This window comes from Kribbella sp. NPDC026596 (assembly GCF_040638415.1).
Taxonomy (GTDB): Bacteria; Actinomycetota; Actinomycetes; order Propionibacteriales; family Kribbellaceae; genus Kribbella.
The window spans coordinates 1-13,490 of the sequence record NZ_JBEZYF010000119.1 but is presented as its reverse complement, the minus strand read 5'-3'; the positions used below and the strand labels follow the sequence as shown (position 1 = coordinate 13,490).

Below are 13,490 nucleotides of genomic sequence, written 5' to 3'. Positions count from 1 at the left end.
CAGCATCGTCGACCTCGTCTTCAGCGAGATCGAGCTGCCGCAGATCGGCGGTGACTGGCGCACCGAGATGCAGCGGAGGGCCGCTTCGGCCCGCGCAGCGCTGCGGCGCCACCCCTGGGCCATCGGCCTCCTCGAGTCGCGCACCAATCCCGGCCCAGCGACCCTCAAACACCACGATGCGGTCATCGGCACACTTCGCGGCGCCGGGTTCTCGATACCGATGACGGCCCACGCGTATGCACTGATCGACGCCTTTGTCTACGGGTTCGCCCTGTCCGAAGCATCCCTGCCGATCAACGGACCGGACACCATCCCCGAGGTCGCCGGGCAGATGATGGCGCGGTACGCCGCCGAAGAGTATCCGCACCTCGTCGAGTTCTCCGTCGAGCACGTCATGAAACCCGGCTACGACTATGGCGAGGAGTTCGAGTTCGGGCTCGGCATCGTGCTGGACGGTCTCGCGAGATCGCTCACCAGCGGTTAGTTGGCCCCCCACCGCGTCGGCTCTCGACTCGCGGCCCTCCGACGTCGAGCACCGTTCATCGGATGTGTCTACCTCCGACCGGCGCCCCGTTTGCGACGCGTGTCTCGCTGTGCCAGAGATTCCAGATCGCCGTGAACGGTCGAGCCACAGGCGGCAGGTACTTCAGTGCTTCGCCTCGCGAACGGTAACGCCCATCGTCCTGCGTTGGTGAACAACAAACCATTCACATCGCGCCATCTGGCTGAGCAAGGGGGATGCCATATCGGCGAAAGTAGGTCCGGCGCAGCGCCCGACCAGCACAGCCGATATCGCGGCCCAAAGAAAAGCGAGTTCTGGGGCTCCCGCGAGGCTGAGAAGAAGGGCACTGAGATGTTGCATGTTTCATTGATACCGGCACCAAAGCCGCCACCGCCGGCGGCTGCGTTCTCCGCCGGCAGGGCCCTCCGGCGAGTACTGGCGGTGCTCCTCACAGCGCCGCTGCTGGGGCTGTTGCTCGGAGCGATGCCGTCCGCTCAGGCGGCACCGGATCCGAAGCTGACCATCAGCGGCGTCACCCTGAATCGCACCGCGGTTGCGGTCTCCGGGCTCAACACCGTGCCGACAGGGATCACGGTCAAGGGCGGCTATGACTCCGCCGACCCGTTGAACGCGAACATTCCGCTGGTGGCACATCTGCAGCGGACGAGCGGAACCGGGAGGCTCACGTACCTGGTCTCGGCCGATCTGCCGCGGGTGTCGGGCACCACGCAGAACGGGGAGTGGGCCGGAGTGGTGAACATTCCCTCGACCGCTAACGGCACCTTCAAGGTCATCGGAGTGACGACCGGACCGTTCAGCATGACCGTCCACGGGACGGAGGTCGAGCCGACGCCGTTCGATGGACCGGCGCTGGCCGTCAGCGGGTATCACCTGCCCAAGATCACCGCCTCGGTGACTCCGCGGCTGGTGCCGTTCGGATCTCGCTACTCGATCACCTGGGCGGTGACCGATTCGGCGACCGGAAAGCCGTACGCGACCCGCTTCGCGGTGATGCTCGGCGTCGACAGCCAGTGCGTCGAGTCCCTCACCGGACAGTTCCTGCGCACCAGTTCGAGCGGGACCGTCACCAAGGCGTATCCGGCGTCGGCCGCGGAAGCCGTCAACTGCCTTCGGATCCCTGGCAAACCGTTGGACATCGGTGGTCTGGGAATCGTCGTCGCCCGGCCCGGGATCGTCTCGGCGACGCCGTCGAAGACCAGCGCACCGGTCGGGACGATCGTCCCGGTCAACGGCAACGTCCTCGGTTCACCGGCAGCTTGCAAGGTGACTTTGCAACGCCTGTACGGCGCGTCCCAATGGCGTGGTGTCAGCGCCGCCGCGATCCGGCAGAGCGGGCGGTTCACCGTGTCCGCGCAGCCGGCGTACAAGGGCCTGATCCCGTACCGGGTCTACTTCCCGACCTGCTACAACTTCCACTCGGGCGTCAGCAAGGTCTTCTACATCCGCGGCCTCTGATCCAGCTGTACGACGATCGCCCGGCGACCAGCTCCTCGGTCGCCGGGCGATCCGGTGCGATCCTTGTGCATTTCGCGGCTCGGGTGTTGCTGTCTCCATTCGTCGCTCTTCGATCATGGACAGGCTCGCTTTCGGGCCACATGCTGAGGCTAGCGGTTGCTTATTGCGCACAGTGGTCCTCAGGGCCGCCACAGTCCGTGGCCGTGCTTGGGGGCGGTTCGCGTGGACACAGTCAGTAGTCATCAAGGCAGCAACGAGGTATCCGCGCGCTTCGACGCCGCAACGCCTGTGGCGGCTGGGGGACGACGTAGAACCGCTCGAGTTGCGGGGATCTTGTTCATCGTGTCCACGGTGGCCTTCATGGTCGCCGCGACAGTTTTGTCGATGACGTTCGACTGGCCCGACATCCTGCGGCAACCCGCGGATGTGGTGCTGCCCGAGTATGCGGACGGCGGCACGAGTCTGGTCTGGACCTGGTTCGCGGTCGCATGGACCTACGCGATCCTCGGGGTAGCGATTCTGCTGCTGCCGACCGCGCTCGCACGTCGTGGAGACACAGCATTGCGACTGGCCACCTCTGTGGGGGCTGCCTCTGTCTTGTTGGCGCTGATCGGGTTCCTGCGCTGGGTCTTCGTCGTTCCGGCCTTGGCCGACTCTTACATGAGTGGTGACGAAAACACTCGCACGGCGGTAGCGGCTGCCTGGACCGCTCAGCACCAGTACGGCGGTGCCCTGCTGGGCGAACATCTCGGACAGCTCCTCGCCATTGGCTGGTCGGTCACCGTCAGCGTCATCATCCTGCGGTCCCGTGTGATGCCTGTCTGGGTCGGCTGGCTGGGTCTGGTCGCGAGCGCGCTGTACTTCGTCAATCAAGGCGACATCCTCGCTACTGCTGTTCCCGGATTCCCCGTGTGGGACTTGGGCGGTCTGCTCGGCAGCTATCTGTGGGCGCTGTGGCTGCTTGTGATCGGTCTATTGCTGCTACGCCGGATGCCCAGCGAAGCTCGCTGACGCGGCAGGGTCATCGCCCAACTCGCATCGACCCGTTCAGGCGTCTTCGGCGTCGCGATCCGCAGCACCTCAACCGGCAGGAATTCCCGCTGGCGTCCGTTCACCCAGGCAAGGAACTGAACCAAGCCGGGCCGTGGCCCAGGCTGCGCATCGAAGGAGCATCACCATGGAGCAGAGCCAGAGTGGGTCGATGGCCGACAGGACGGTGCTGATCACCGGTAGTACCGCAGGTATCGGCAAAGCGACCGCAGTGGGTCTGGCCACGATGGGTGCACGCGTCCTGATCATCGGACGGGACCGGGTCCGTACCGAGAACACGGCCAGCGAAATCCTTGCCATCGGCGGCGGTCCGGTGGAGTTGTTCGTCGCGGATATGTCCTTGCAGGCGGAGGTACGGCGACTGGCCGGCGAGGTACTCCAGCGTCACGCTCGGATCGACGTACTGATCAACAACGTCGGCGGTTACTGGAACACCCGGCACGTCACCCCCGATGGACTCGAGCACACTTTCGCCCTCAACCACCTCGCCCCGTTCCTGCTGACCAATCTGCTCCTCGAGAGCCTGAAGCAAAGCGCTGCGGGTCGCGTGGTTACGGTCTCTTCCAACGCGCAGGCGATGGGACGCATCGACTTCGACGATCTCCAGGGCGAACGGTCGTACTCCGGCGCCCGCGCCTACAACCAGTCCAAACTCGCCAACGTCCTCTTCACCTACGAACTGGCCAGAAGGCTGCAGACCACCTCCGTCACCGCCAACGCCGTCCACCCCGGCCTGGTGAGCACCGCGTTCGGAGCCGGCGACCCCGGCCGCGCCCAGCGACTGTTCGTTCCTGTCTTGCGACCGTTCATGAAATCCCCGGCCCAGGGTGCTGCGACCTCGATCCATCTCGCCTCAGCACCCGATCTTGACCAGATGACGGGTCGCTACTTCGCCAAGAGCAAGCCCACGAGATCCTCCAAACGCAGCTACGACACACTGGTCGCCGCACGACTGTGGGAAGTCAGCGCCGACCTGGTCGGGCTCACCGCTCCAGCGGCCAACGCGTAACCAGTCGACTCGCCGTACCGCGACCCGCCCTCGCCGAGATCTCCCCGCCAGGAACTGGTCCTCCTGATACCGCGCACACGTACAACAACCCAGCCGGCCATTGCCGGAGCTCAGGAGTTGAGCACCATGACCCATTCCGCAGCATCACAACCAGTCTTCCTCCGTACTTGGCTGCTCTGGACGGCAGGCTTCGTCTCCTTCCCCCTCGCTGGTATTGCGGGCGACTTGACGGCAGGCCGCGTGGACGACGCCCTCGCCGCGTTGCTCGGCGGCTTGGTCACCGGGCTCGTTCTCGGCATCGGACAGACGCTGTTCAGTCGCCGCCGGCTCGATCCGCGCAGGTGGGTACCAGCCACCGCGATCGGCATGGGCGTTGGCCTGCTCCTCGGCGCCGTAGTCGTCGGGTACGGCACCTCATTGGGCGACCTGGCCCTGATGGGAGCTCTCACCGGCGTCATCCTCGGGTTGGCGCAAGCCCTCGCGCTGCCGCCTCAGGCCCACAGGCGGTGGATATGGGCCGCCGCGATGCCGGTTCTGTGGGCGCTGGGCTGGACCGTCACCACCCTCGGTGGGATCAGCGTCGAAAACCAGTTCACGATCTACGGCGCCTACGGAGCCGTGACCTTCTCCGCGCTGTCCGGCCTGCTGCTCCATTACCTGCTTCCATATCGCGCCGAGGCCGGCCCGGCTCCGGCACAGACACAGACCGAGACCAAGGCATGAGCGCCCCGCAACACGTCATCTTCGGCACCGGCGCGATCGGCCTCGCCCTGCTGGACGCGCTCCGCCACCGCGGCGAGACCCCCGGCTCGTCAACCGTTCCGGACACGCCCGCGTGTCCGACGAGATCGAGGTCATCGGCGGCGACGCCCGCGACCCCGACTTCACCACCGCTGTCGCCAAGGGCGCCCGCGTGATCTATCAGACACTCAACCCGCCCTACACCGAATGGACCGCGCAGTTCCCCGCCCTGCGGCCGGGGTGCTCGCCGCCGCAGAGGCCACCGAGGCGCGGCTGGTGAGCATGGAGAACGTCTACATGTACGGGCGTCCCGCCGGCCGCACGCTCACCGAAGACCGCACCTACGACGCACACACCACGAAGGGGCAACTCCGAGGACGAATGGCACGCGAACTCCTCGCCGCCCACACAGCCGGCCGCGTCGAGGTCGCGATCGGCCGCGCATCCGACTACTTCGGACCGCGCGGCGGCGCGCAATCAAACCTCGGCGACCGCGTCTTTCCCGCCGCCCTGCACGGCAAGACCGCTACCGTGCTCGGCGATCCCGACCAGCCACACACCTACACCTCCATCCCCGACATCGGCGAAGCGCTCGCAGTGCTGGGCGAACACACCGATGCGCCCGGTCAGGTGTGGCACGTCCCCAACGACCCGGACACCCGCAGCATCCGACAATTGGTCGAGATCGTCTATCAGTACGCCGGGCAACCCCGCACCAAGCTCCGCGCCATGCCGCCGCTGATGCTCCGCGCCCTCGGCATCATCAACCCCACCCTGCGAGAACTCACCGAGATGCAATACCAGTTCGAGAAACCATTCATAGTCGACAGCAGCAAGATCGCCAACAAACTAGGCATTCACGCCACACCGATCACCGAAGCACTGAAAGCAACCCTCGCGACATACCGGCAGGTGTAACGACGAGACACTCTGTCCGCGAAGGACCTTGGACTGCAGCCCCGGCTCATTGGTGGGTTCGGCTGTTGTCACCCGGGGTGCCGCGGGCGACTGGTAGTCGCGACAGGGTGTGTGGTGCGTGACCGCAGCGATCTCTGCTGATCAAGGCCCTCCAGGCGACCGCCTGTTTGAGGGGGATCGCGCTGTTGGGCCTTCACCTGGGCCACGAGGCCGGTCTGGCTCGGTTGGGTGGTCGACCGGGAGGCCGGCGGCGAGCCAGGCGTCGAACCCGCCGATCAAGTCGGCGGTGTGTACAAGGCCGATCTGGCGAAGTGAGTGGGCCGCGAGGCTGGACGAGAAGCCGCTCTGGCACACGATGATCCACCGAACGTCCCGGTCGGCCGCTTCGGGGATGCGTGCGTCGCTGCCGGGATCCAGGCGCCACTCCAGGTGGTTGCGTTCAATGACTATGGCGCCTGGCAACTCGCCGGTGCCGCGCCGCAGAGACTCCGGCCGGATGTCGACGAGGTATGTCGCCGGCTCATGCGCTGCTGCTGCAGCTGCGACCGGGTCCAGCCGGCAGAGCTCGGCCCGAACGTGGGCCAGCGTCTCGTCGATCCCCATCTCGCCCCCACAGGTCGGCCCTCACGCGTGGCGTTCGCCCCATAGTCGACCTACTGCCATCGATCGCTACGGACGCCCCTTCCACGCCACCCTCGTCATCAAAATGTCTCGCTTCCGCCCGGCGGCGTCCAGGCGCTGCCTGGCCAGGGGCGCCCGCAGTGGCGCCGTTTGCGGCGTCGGGTTAGGTGTCCGGACGGGATTGGTCTACGACTCGGCGGTGGACGTCGTCGACGCGGCGGGTGAGGTTTGCGCGGTCCAGCAGCTGAAGTAGCGGAACGACCACCCGGCGGCTGGTGCCGAGCGCCATCCGTACGTCGCGGACGGTAAACGGCTGCGGAAGCTCGGCGAGCCGCTGCACGGCGAGGTCGGGGGCTTCGGGGGTGAGGTAGACGCCGTCGCCAACCTGCAGGAGTGCCCCGGTACGGACCGCGGCGCCGAGCTTCGCCGGTGTCAGGCCGAGTGACGCGAGCCGGTCGGCGTCGGGTGCCGCGAACGGGGTCGTCGCCAGGTCGGCGCGGATCGTCTCTACCGCCGATGCCACCTCCGGTGGGAGGATGTCTCGGTTCGGTGCCCGCAGAACCCGTCCGGCCAAGGCAGCCAGGGGTGGCGCCACCAGGGCGTCGACAAGCCGGCGGTCGGGCAGGTCGAGTCGCTGGCGCGCGGCCTCGACGGGCAGGCCCCGTTCCAGGGGATGGCTGGCCGCGTATGAGTCGACCTCGGCGGCGAGCCGTGCTTGCAGCTCGTCGCGGTACGCGGGGTCGAGCAGCCAATCGCCGGCGACCGGGGCAACGCCCGCCGGCGCCGGGCAGCCCATCCGGCGCAGGTCGGCAACGGTGACGACGCGGCGTCGGCGCAACTCGGACACCGGGTCCGGTTGTCCGGTCATCGCGGCCAGCTCGGCACGTCGCAGAGCGCCGTCGCCGCGGCGAACCAGCTCTGGCGGTCGTACGTCGAGCACGGTGGCGCCGACGATTCGCCTGCTGCCCGGGTCGCGCAGTAGCAGCCGGTCCCCGATCTGCAGCGGCAGCGGCGATACGAGAGTCAGCCGGGCGAGATCCGCGGCGAAGGGCCGCACCTGGGCCGCGACGGCAGCCGATCCGATGTGAAGGAGTACCTGGTGCGGCAGTTCCCCAGAGGTCCGCACATCGACCCGACTGGTCGTATCCCAGGCCTCGGGCGTGAGCAGCGCGCTGCCGCGCCGGATCTGGCTCACGGGCAGATGCCGCAGGTTGACCGCAATCCTGGCCACGGCTTGCACCGAGGGCAGGTGGGCCTTCAGCGACTCCACGCCGCGGACGCGTGCACGGTGCTCCCCGGGCGCGATCGCGAGGGTGTCGCCGGCGGAGATCGCTCCTGCGGTCAGCGTGCCGGTCACCACGGTGCCGGCGCCGCGGATCGTGAACGCCCGGTCCACCCAGAGGCGCACCGCACGCTCCCGATCAGGTGGCGGCAGGGCGGCGACCAACCGCGACAGCGCGGCCCGGAGGTCGTCCATGCCGGCACCGGTCATTGCGCTCACGCAGACTTGCTCGATCCCGTTCAGCGATGTCGTCGCGAGCTCGTGCCGAGCGGTGGCCAACGCGGATGCAGGCGCGGCGAGGTCGCAACGGCTGATCACCATTACCCCGTGCCGGACGCCGAGAGCGTCGAGCGCGGCGAGGTGCTCGGCGGATTGTTGCTTCCAGCCCTCGTCGGCGGCGACGACGAACATGACGGCCGGAGCGGGTCCGATGCCGGCGAGCATGTTGCCGATGAACCGCTCATGGCCGGGTACGTCGACGAACGCGACGGTCGGCCCCGATTCCAGCGTCGTCCAGGCGAAACCGAGGTCGATGGTCATGCCGCGTCGGTGCTCCTCGGCCCAACGGTCCGGCTCCATCCCGGTCAGCGCGCGGACCAGGGTGGATTTGCCGTGGTCTACATGGCCGGCGGTCGCGATGACGTGCATATCAGGCCTGTAGGGCGGCGCGAGTGATCGCGTCGTGCAGCACGTGATCCAGCTCGGGTGGGACGCTTCGCAGGTCGAGCAGGAGCCGTGCAGCGTGCATCCGTCCGACGACGGCAGGGTCCTGGGCCCGGAGTACCTCCGCGTACTCCGCCGGCACGCTCAACGCCGTACTAGCCAGCACTAGTCCTGGCGCGCCGCCGCCTCCCGTACTGGCCTGGCTCGGCACAGCTCGTACGTCGAGGTCCAGCGCGGTGAGGCCGACCAGCAAGGAGCTGGCGCGTGCCTCGAGTTCGTCGGCGCTCGCGTGCAGCATGCGCGAGGTCGGGGAGGTCGGTCCCCGCAGGGTCGCTTCCAGCGCGGCGAGGGTCAGCTTGTCGACACGCATGGCTCGGGCGAGCGGATGGCGACGCAGCCGCTCCACGAAGGTGCGATCACCGAGCAGGAAGCCGCACTGCGGTCCGCCGAGCAGCTTGTCCCCGCTGGCGGTGACCAGGGTGGCGCCATCGGCAAGTGTTGTCGCGGCGTCGGGTTCGTCCGGCAGCGAGGGGTCCGGGGCGAGCAGGCCGGATCCGATGTCGACGACGAGGGGTACGTCCAAGGAAGTGAGCTCTCGCACCGAAACACCGGCGGTGAACCCCGTCACCACGAAGTTCGACGGGTGCACCTTCAACACGAAACCGGTCTGCGGTCCGAGGGCCTCGGCGTAGTCGCGGAGGGTCGTGCGGTTCGTGGTCCCGACCTCCCGCAGGCGCGCACCGGTGGAGGTCAGCAGGTCGGGGATGCGGAACCCATCGCCGATCTCCACCAGCTCGCCCCGGCTCAGCACGATCTCCCGGCCCGCTGCCAGAGCCGTCGCCGCGAGCGCCAGGGCGGCCGCGTTGTTGTTCACCACGTGCACAGCTTCTGCCGCCGGCACAGCCGCCGTGATAGCCCGCAGAACCTGACGGCCGCGCCGAGCCCGTCGACCGCTGTCCACGTCGAACTCGACGTCGACGCATCCCGCTGCCGCCACCACCGCGTCGACGGCGGCCGCGGACAGCGGCGCCCGGCCGAGATTGGTGTGCAGTAGCACCCCGGTCGCGTTCACGACCGGACGCATCCCGCTCGCGCGCGGTGGTAGCTCCGCCACGACGACATCCGCCACCTGCTCAGGCGTGATCTCACCCCGGCGCGCCCGGTCCTGGACCTCGTTGACCAGCTGCCTGACCAGTGCCCGCCCCAGGCGGTCCTGCGCGTCGGCCAGCCGCGGGTCCGCCAGCAGACCATCGACCCGCGGGATCCGGCGTCGTTCGTCGACCACTCCTCGACGGTACGGCGACGCGCCCGTCTCGTCATCGACTCACGAAAGATGACGGAGGCGGACGGGAATCGAACCCGCCGGACCGAGATCCTCGGTCCCGAACGGTTTTGAAGACCGCGGGGGCCACCAGACACCCTGACGCCTCCGCTCGCCAGCATAGGACTGCCCGAGCGGCGGGGCGATGGGTTGCGGCAACCGCAGGCGTCTCCGTGTTCATCCTGGTGAGGTACGGCCCTACGCTGTGGGCACTGGCTCCGCCAGCGGGGAGGGTATGACATGACGACCGGCGCGGGCACCTACCGGCTGACTCAGTACGCTCACGGTGGCGGCTGCGCCTGCAAGATCCCTCCCGGCGAACTGGAGCTGGTCATTGCCGACCTGCTCGGCGGCCCCGTGGACGACGACCTGCTGGTCGGCCTCGAGAGCGGCGACGATGCGGCCGTCGTACGACTCACCGCCGACCTGGCCGTCGTCGCCACCGCAGACTTCTTCACTCCGGTGGTCGACGATCCGTACGACTGGGGGCGGATCGCAGTCGCGAACGCGCTCTCGGACGTTTACGCCATGGGCGGGCGGCCGCTGGTCGGCGTGAATCTGTTGGCGTGGCCGCGGGACGTGCTGCCGTTCGAGCTTGCCAAGGAGGTTCTGCGCGGCGGGCTCGCCGTCGCCCGCGAGGCCCGTTGCCACGTCGGCGGTGGCCACAGCATCGACGACCCGGAGCCGAAGTACGGCATGGCGGTCACCGGCGTCGTGGATCCCGCACGGCTGCTGCGCAACGACGCGGGGGTGGCGGGAGACCCGCTGTCGTTGAGCAAGCCACTCGGGTTGGGCGTGCTCAACAACCGGCACAAGCAGACCGGCGAGGTGTTCCTGGAGGCAGTCGAGACGATGGCCGCGCTCAACGAGGTCGCCTCGCAAGCTGCTTTGGCCGCCGGCGCTCGCTGCGCCACCGACATCACCGGCTTCGGGCTGCTTGGCCATCTCGTCAAGCTCGCCCGGGCCAGTGCGGTGACCGCGGTCATCGATGCCGCCGCAGTGCCGTACCTGGACGGAACCCGCAAGTCGGCGGCCGCCGGCTACATCAGCGGCGGCACCCGTCGCAACCTCGCCTGGGCCGGACCGGGTACGAACTTCGGATCACTACCCGAGGTCGAGCAACTACTGCTCGCCGACGCGCAGACGTCGGGCGGACTGCTGGCCGCCGCAGAGCTCCCGGGCTGCCCGATCATCGGTGAACTCGTCGAGCGGACCGCGTACGACGTCGTGGTACGCGGCTGAGCTCCACCCTTCTCGGGCCGTGAAATCGCGACGGCATCGACGCTGGCGCGGGTCCGGAGGCGGGCGTATGGTCAAAAACGAGCGACCGGAGGGGGTGGCTGGGATGTTGCCCAGAACCACGAGCGGAACCACGCTGCCGGACCGGACGCCGCGGCAGCGGCAGGGGCTGGCCAGACGTCACTTCATGGCCGGTGCGGCCGGACTCACCGGCACCGCCGTCGGCGGAGGCTGGCTGGTCGGCGCGCCTGCCGCATCCGCGCAACCTGCGCACAATCGTCATCTCTCGACCGCTGCTGCGCGACCCATCCCAGGAGGCTTCCAGCTCACCCCGGGAGGCGAGGTCTTCCACGTGTTCCTCCCCGGGGAGGGGGAGCCCAGCACGATCACCAACTTCAAGGGGAACGTCGCGGCAGCGATTATCCGCGGCCGGGGAACCGGCGCCAACGCGGCCCACGCCTTCGAGGTCGACGTCCGGTTCATGGACGGCACGTTCATCGGCCTCGACGGCCGGCAGAGCGTCGGCACGTTCGCGTTCTATTGAGTCGACGTCTTCGAGGGGTCGGTCGACCCCACATTCGCAACCCAGACCCACGACTTCAACCCCGGGATCTCCGCCGCCGGGTTGTTCTGGACCGCCCGAGCGCACCCTGACAACGTGTCGGCCGACACCGCGCGCGGCCGCGCGACGCTGGTGGTCCAAGACGTGATTCTGCCCGACTTCCACGACACCATCGCCTCACTGCAGCACAAGCCTCCGATCGCGATCGGTACCTTGGCGATGAAGGTGAACTGGAAGGGCGGCGGCGAACGCGTTCGGGTCGACGACGACGAGAAGGATGTCGGCGGAACCTTTGTGCGGGGCCCAGCCTCGGTCTGGTTCCAGGTCGAAAGCGACGACGGATTCAGCTACACATCGGACCGGCACGGGCAGCAGACCGTCGTCGCCGAGGTATGGAGCGAACGTAACGGCGTCTTCCACCGTTGATGCCGTCGAGACCGACTGTGCTATCCAAGCCCCGCAGCGTGGCCGCAGATCGCTGCCACTGTCCGGCATGCCACTGTGCTCGGTGACCAACTGCGCGCGGCGAGGATGCGTCACGCTCACCAGCTCAGCGTGGGAACAAACAGGCGTCCCACTTCAGGCGAACCGCTCGCCGGAATGCGCCGCTCCGGATCTGGTGAATGTAGAGGATGCTCGACTCTTTGAGCGGCTCGCAGACATGCGGCTTGCAGCGCTGGTCGCACTCGTGCGGCTGAGCCGTTCGGTGGTCGACTCGCGGCTTACCATCGCAGTGGTCGCGCACCGCCGCAGCTCCGAGTAGAACGAGTCCGCGATGTCGGCATCGACTGCGCGTACTTTCTGGTGGCCGATGCACGGGACGATGTGTTTGTCGGCCTGGCTGCGGTAGTTGTTACGAGTCTTAATGCCGAGCTTCGCTTCGGCCTCGGCCTTCGGGCCGGCAGGCGCGGTCTCACGCAGGTACATCCGATCCTTGGTGATCGGGTCAGTGCCGGGCGTAGAGCGAGACCCTGAGCGAGCCGGACGGCAACGTCTCGATACGGCCGCGGGGCCGCTTCGGCTTCGACAGCTCCTTGGCCATGCCGGGGATCATAGAACCCGCTCGCACCACGACCCGCACCACGAGGTGCAGTGAAGGAGGAAGACCCCAGGCGCAGAGTGGCCTCTGACCTGGGGGTTTGGGTGGAGCCGCCTGTCGGAATCGAACCGACGACCTTCTCATTACGAGTGAGACGCTCTGCCGACTGAGCTAAGGCGGCGGGTACCGAGGCAAGAGTGTAGCGGGAGGGTGGGGGTGTTTCCGAATCGGATACCTCCCGGGGCGGGATCTGTGGGGTAGGCGGAGCGCTGGAGGGGTGGTACGGCGGGGTCGGGTGGGGGTGCCGGTTTGGTAGTTGGTTGGTGGCTGACCGTGGGTGGGGTGGAACCTGAGGGAGCCGGCGTACGTCGGATGGCCGGGAAATAGGCGTGGGAACAATTGATTCGGCAAATGCGTTGACGTGGTTGAGCGGGATGGGTCAGACTAATTCCCGCACGGACCAAACTGACAGAGGAGACATCGTGTACGGCACGCGGAACCCGAGAAAGGCATGGCGGCCTGGCCCCATGGTTTTGTCGGCATGTCTGCGATCCGTGCGTGAAGACTTCAGCTATCACCAGCTCGAGGCCGAGCTGAGCCCGAGTGCGGGCGGCCCACCTGGGTGATCTCCTTGCGGGAGAGTCTCCCAGGAGTCGTCTGAGCCGGGCTACCGGCAGCAGGCGGCTCCTTTTTCTTTGCCTTTTCGGCTACGTCGGTGCGCACTGGCTGCGGACCGGATTCCAAACCCGGCTCATGAGGGTTCGATTCCTTCCACCGATGCTTTTTCCCGGTATTCACGGATATCGGCACGAACAATTGACAACTGGACATTCATCGCATTTTCTCCCGGGTCACCGACGGCCCGGGAGACCTTCCCTGCGGCGCCGCTCGTGCGCCGGGGAAGACGCCCGGGAACGGGCGACCGTCCCTGGGGCCCGCAACGCCCCGGGGACGTCACCAGCTGTCGGCCAGCGGCTAGGGCGTGTCTCCTAAAGGTCGGCGTGGTTGGCTGGGATTGTTGGCTGGTGTCTCGTTCTGCGGTGCTGACCGACGCGCAATGGAGCCGG

14 protein-coding genes and 3 tRNA genes are annotated in these 13,490 nt (G+C 67.7%); 11 read left to right on the top strand and 6 right to left on the bottom strand.

The annotated features are described in order from the left end of the window. From AB0E63_RS45070 to AB0E63_RS45040, 7 genes are all read left to right on the top strand, one after another. The coding region (locus tag AB0E63_RS45070) for a TetR/AcrR family transcriptional regulator C-terminal domain-containing protein (protein WP_360380661.1) at nt 1–484 on the top strand (484 nt) is incomplete at its 5' end. A 459-nt stretch (nt 485–943) separates the two neighbouring features. Beyond that, a complete protein-coding gene (locus AB0E63_RS45065) occupies nt 944–1,978 on the top strand; it encodes a hypothetical protein (protein WP_360380658.1) in 1,035 nt (344 codons plus the stop codon). Nucleotides 1,979–2,200: 222 nt separating this feature from the next. Beyond that, complete coding sequence (locus tag AB0E63_RS45060; RefSeq protein WP_360380655.1) at nt 2,201–2,989, top strand: DUF4386 domain-containing protein; 789 nt, start codon at nt 2,201–2,203, stop codon at nt 2,987–2,989. A gap of 166 nt (nt 2,990–3,155) precedes the next feature. Next, nucleotides 3,156–4,037 (top strand): SDR family oxidoreductase, encoded by an 882-nt coding sequence (locus tag AB0E63_RS45055; protein ID WP_360380652.1) that lies wholly within the window; start codon nt 3,156–3,158, stop codon nt 4,035–4,037. A 240-nt stretch (nt 4,038–4,277) separates the two neighbouring features. Next, the gene (locus tag AB0E63_RS45050; protein ID WP_360380650.1) at nt 4,278–4,760 is read left to right on the top strand and encodes a hypothetical protein; all 483 of its coding nucleotides are present in this window, start codon (nt 4,278–4,280) and stop codon (nt 4,758–4,760) included. A 112-nt stretch (nt 4,761–4,872) separates the two neighbouring features. Further along, nucleotides 4,873–5,058 (top strand): hypothetical protein, encoded by a 186-nt coding sequence (locus AB0E63_RS45045; RefSeq protein ID WP_360380647.1) that lies wholly within the window; start codon nt 4,873–4,875, stop codon nt 5,056–5,058. A gap of 2 nt (nt 5,059–5,060) precedes the next feature. Then, a complete protein-coding gene (locus AB0E63_RS45040) occupies nt 5,061–5,696 on the top strand; it encodes a hypothetical protein (RefSeq protein ID WP_360380664.1) in 636 nt (211 codons plus the stop codon). A gap of 141 nt (nt 5,697–5,837) precedes the next feature. On the opposite strand, the gene AB0E63_RS45035 is transcribed toward AB0E63_RS45040, so the two are convergent. The 4 genes from AB0E63_RS45035 to AB0E63_RS45020 form a co-directional block, all read right to left on the bottom strand. Then, nucleotides 5,838–6,299 carry a rhodanese-like domain-containing protein gene (locus tag AB0E63_RS45035; protein WP_360380645.1) on the bottom strand — a complete coding sequence of 154 codons (462 nt, stop codon included), beginning with the start codon at nt 6,297–6,299 and terminating at the stop codon, nt 5,838–5,840. Between the two features lie 181 nt (nt 6,300–6,480). Next, nucleotides 6,481–8,247, bottom strand: a complete 1,767-nt coding sequence (gene selB, locus AB0E63_RS45030; RefSeq protein WP_360380643.1) for a selenocysteine-specific translation elongation factor — start codon at nt 8,245–8,247, stop codon at nt 6,481–6,483. 1 nt (nt 8,248) lies between these two features. Continuing rightward, complete coding sequence (selA, locus tag AB0E63_RS45025; RefSeq protein WP_360380641.1) at nt 8,249–9,547, bottom strand: L-seryl-tRNA(Sec) selenium transferase; 1,299 nt, start codon at nt 9,545–9,547, stop codon at nt 8,249–8,251. 52 nt (nt 9,548–9,599) lie between these two features. After that, nucleotides 9,600–9,693 (bottom strand) — tRNA-Sec (locus AB0E63_RS45020). A 130-nt stretch (nt 9,694–9,823) separates the two neighbouring features. Between AB0E63_RS45020 and selD the strand changes: the two genes are divergently transcribed. The 3 genes from selD (at nt 9,824) to AB0E63_RS45005 (ending at nt 11,810) form a co-directional block, all read left to right on the top strand. Then, nucleotides 9,824–10,825 carry a selenide, water dikinase SelD gene (gene selD, locus AB0E63_RS45015; protein WP_360380639.1) on the top strand — a complete coding sequence of 334 codons (1,002 nt, stop codon included), beginning with the start codon at nt 9,824–9,826 and terminating at the stop codon, nt 10,823–10,825. Nucleotides 10,826–10,928: 103 nt separating this feature from the next. Continuing rightward, nucleotides 10,929–11,366 carry a hypothetical protein gene (locus AB0E63_RS45010; protein ID WP_360380637.1) on the top strand — a complete coding sequence of 146 codons (438 nt, stop codon included), beginning with the start codon at nt 10,929–10,931 and terminating at the stop codon, nt 11,364–11,366. Between the two features lie 114 nt (nt 11,367–11,480). Then, nucleotides 11,481–11,810 carry a hypothetical protein gene (locus tag AB0E63_RS45005; protein WP_360380635.1) on the top strand — a complete coding sequence of 110 codons (330 nt, stop codon included), beginning with the start codon at nt 11,481–11,483 and terminating at the stop codon, nt 11,808–11,810. Between the two features lie 153 nt (nt 11,811–11,963). On the opposite strand, the gene AB0E63_RS45000 is transcribed toward AB0E63_RS45005, so the two are convergent. Then, nucleotides 11,964–12,311, bottom strand: coding sequence for a hypothetical protein (locus AB0E63_RS45000; RefSeq protein WP_360380632.1), 348 nt, complete (start codon nt 12,309–12,311; stop codon nt 11,964–11,966). Between the two features lie 217 nt (nt 12,312–12,528). Next, nucleotides 12,529–12,604 (bottom strand) — tRNA-Thr (locus AB0E63_RS44995). A 530-nt stretch (nt 12,605–13,134) separates the two neighbouring features. On the opposite strand from AB0E63_RS44995, the gene AB0E63_RS44990 reads away from it, so the two are divergent. Beyond that, nucleotides 13,135–13,203 (top strand) — tRNA-Trp (locus AB0E63_RS44990). Nucleotides 13,204–13,490 lie beyond the last annotated feature (287 nt).

What these genes read in the sequence shown, in the direction of transcription:
- AB0E63_RS45055 (WP_360380652.1), top strand. Translation starts at nt 3,156, where the DNA reads ATGGAGCAGAGCCAGAGTGGGTCGATGGCCGACAGGACGGTGCTGATC.
- AB0E63_RS45040 (WP_360380664.1), top strand. Translation starts at nt 5,061, where the DNA reads ATGGAGAACGTCTACATGTACGGGCGTCCCGCCGGCCGCACGCTCACC.
- AB0E63_RS45035 (WP_360380645.1), bottom strand. Translation starts at nt 6,299, where the DNA reads ATGGGGATCGACGAGACGCTGGCCCACGTTCGGGCCGAGCTCTGCCGG.
- selB (WP_360380643.1), bottom strand. Translation starts at nt 8,247, where the DNA reads ATGCACGTCATCGCGACCGCCGGCCATGTAGACCACGGCAAATCCACC.
- selD (WP_360380639.1), top strand. Translation starts at nt 9,824, where the DNA reads ATGACGACCGGCGCGGGCACCTACCGGCTGACTCAGTACGCTCACGGT.
- AB0E63_RS45010 (WP_360380637.1), top strand. Translation starts at nt 10,929, where the DNA reads ATGTTGCCCAGAACCACGAGCGGAACCACGCTGCCGGACCGGACGCCG.
- AB0E63_RS45000 (WP_360380632.1), bottom strand. Translation starts at nt 12,311, where the DNA reads ATGTACCTGCGTGAGACCGCGCCTGCCGGCCCGAAGGCCGAGGCCGAA.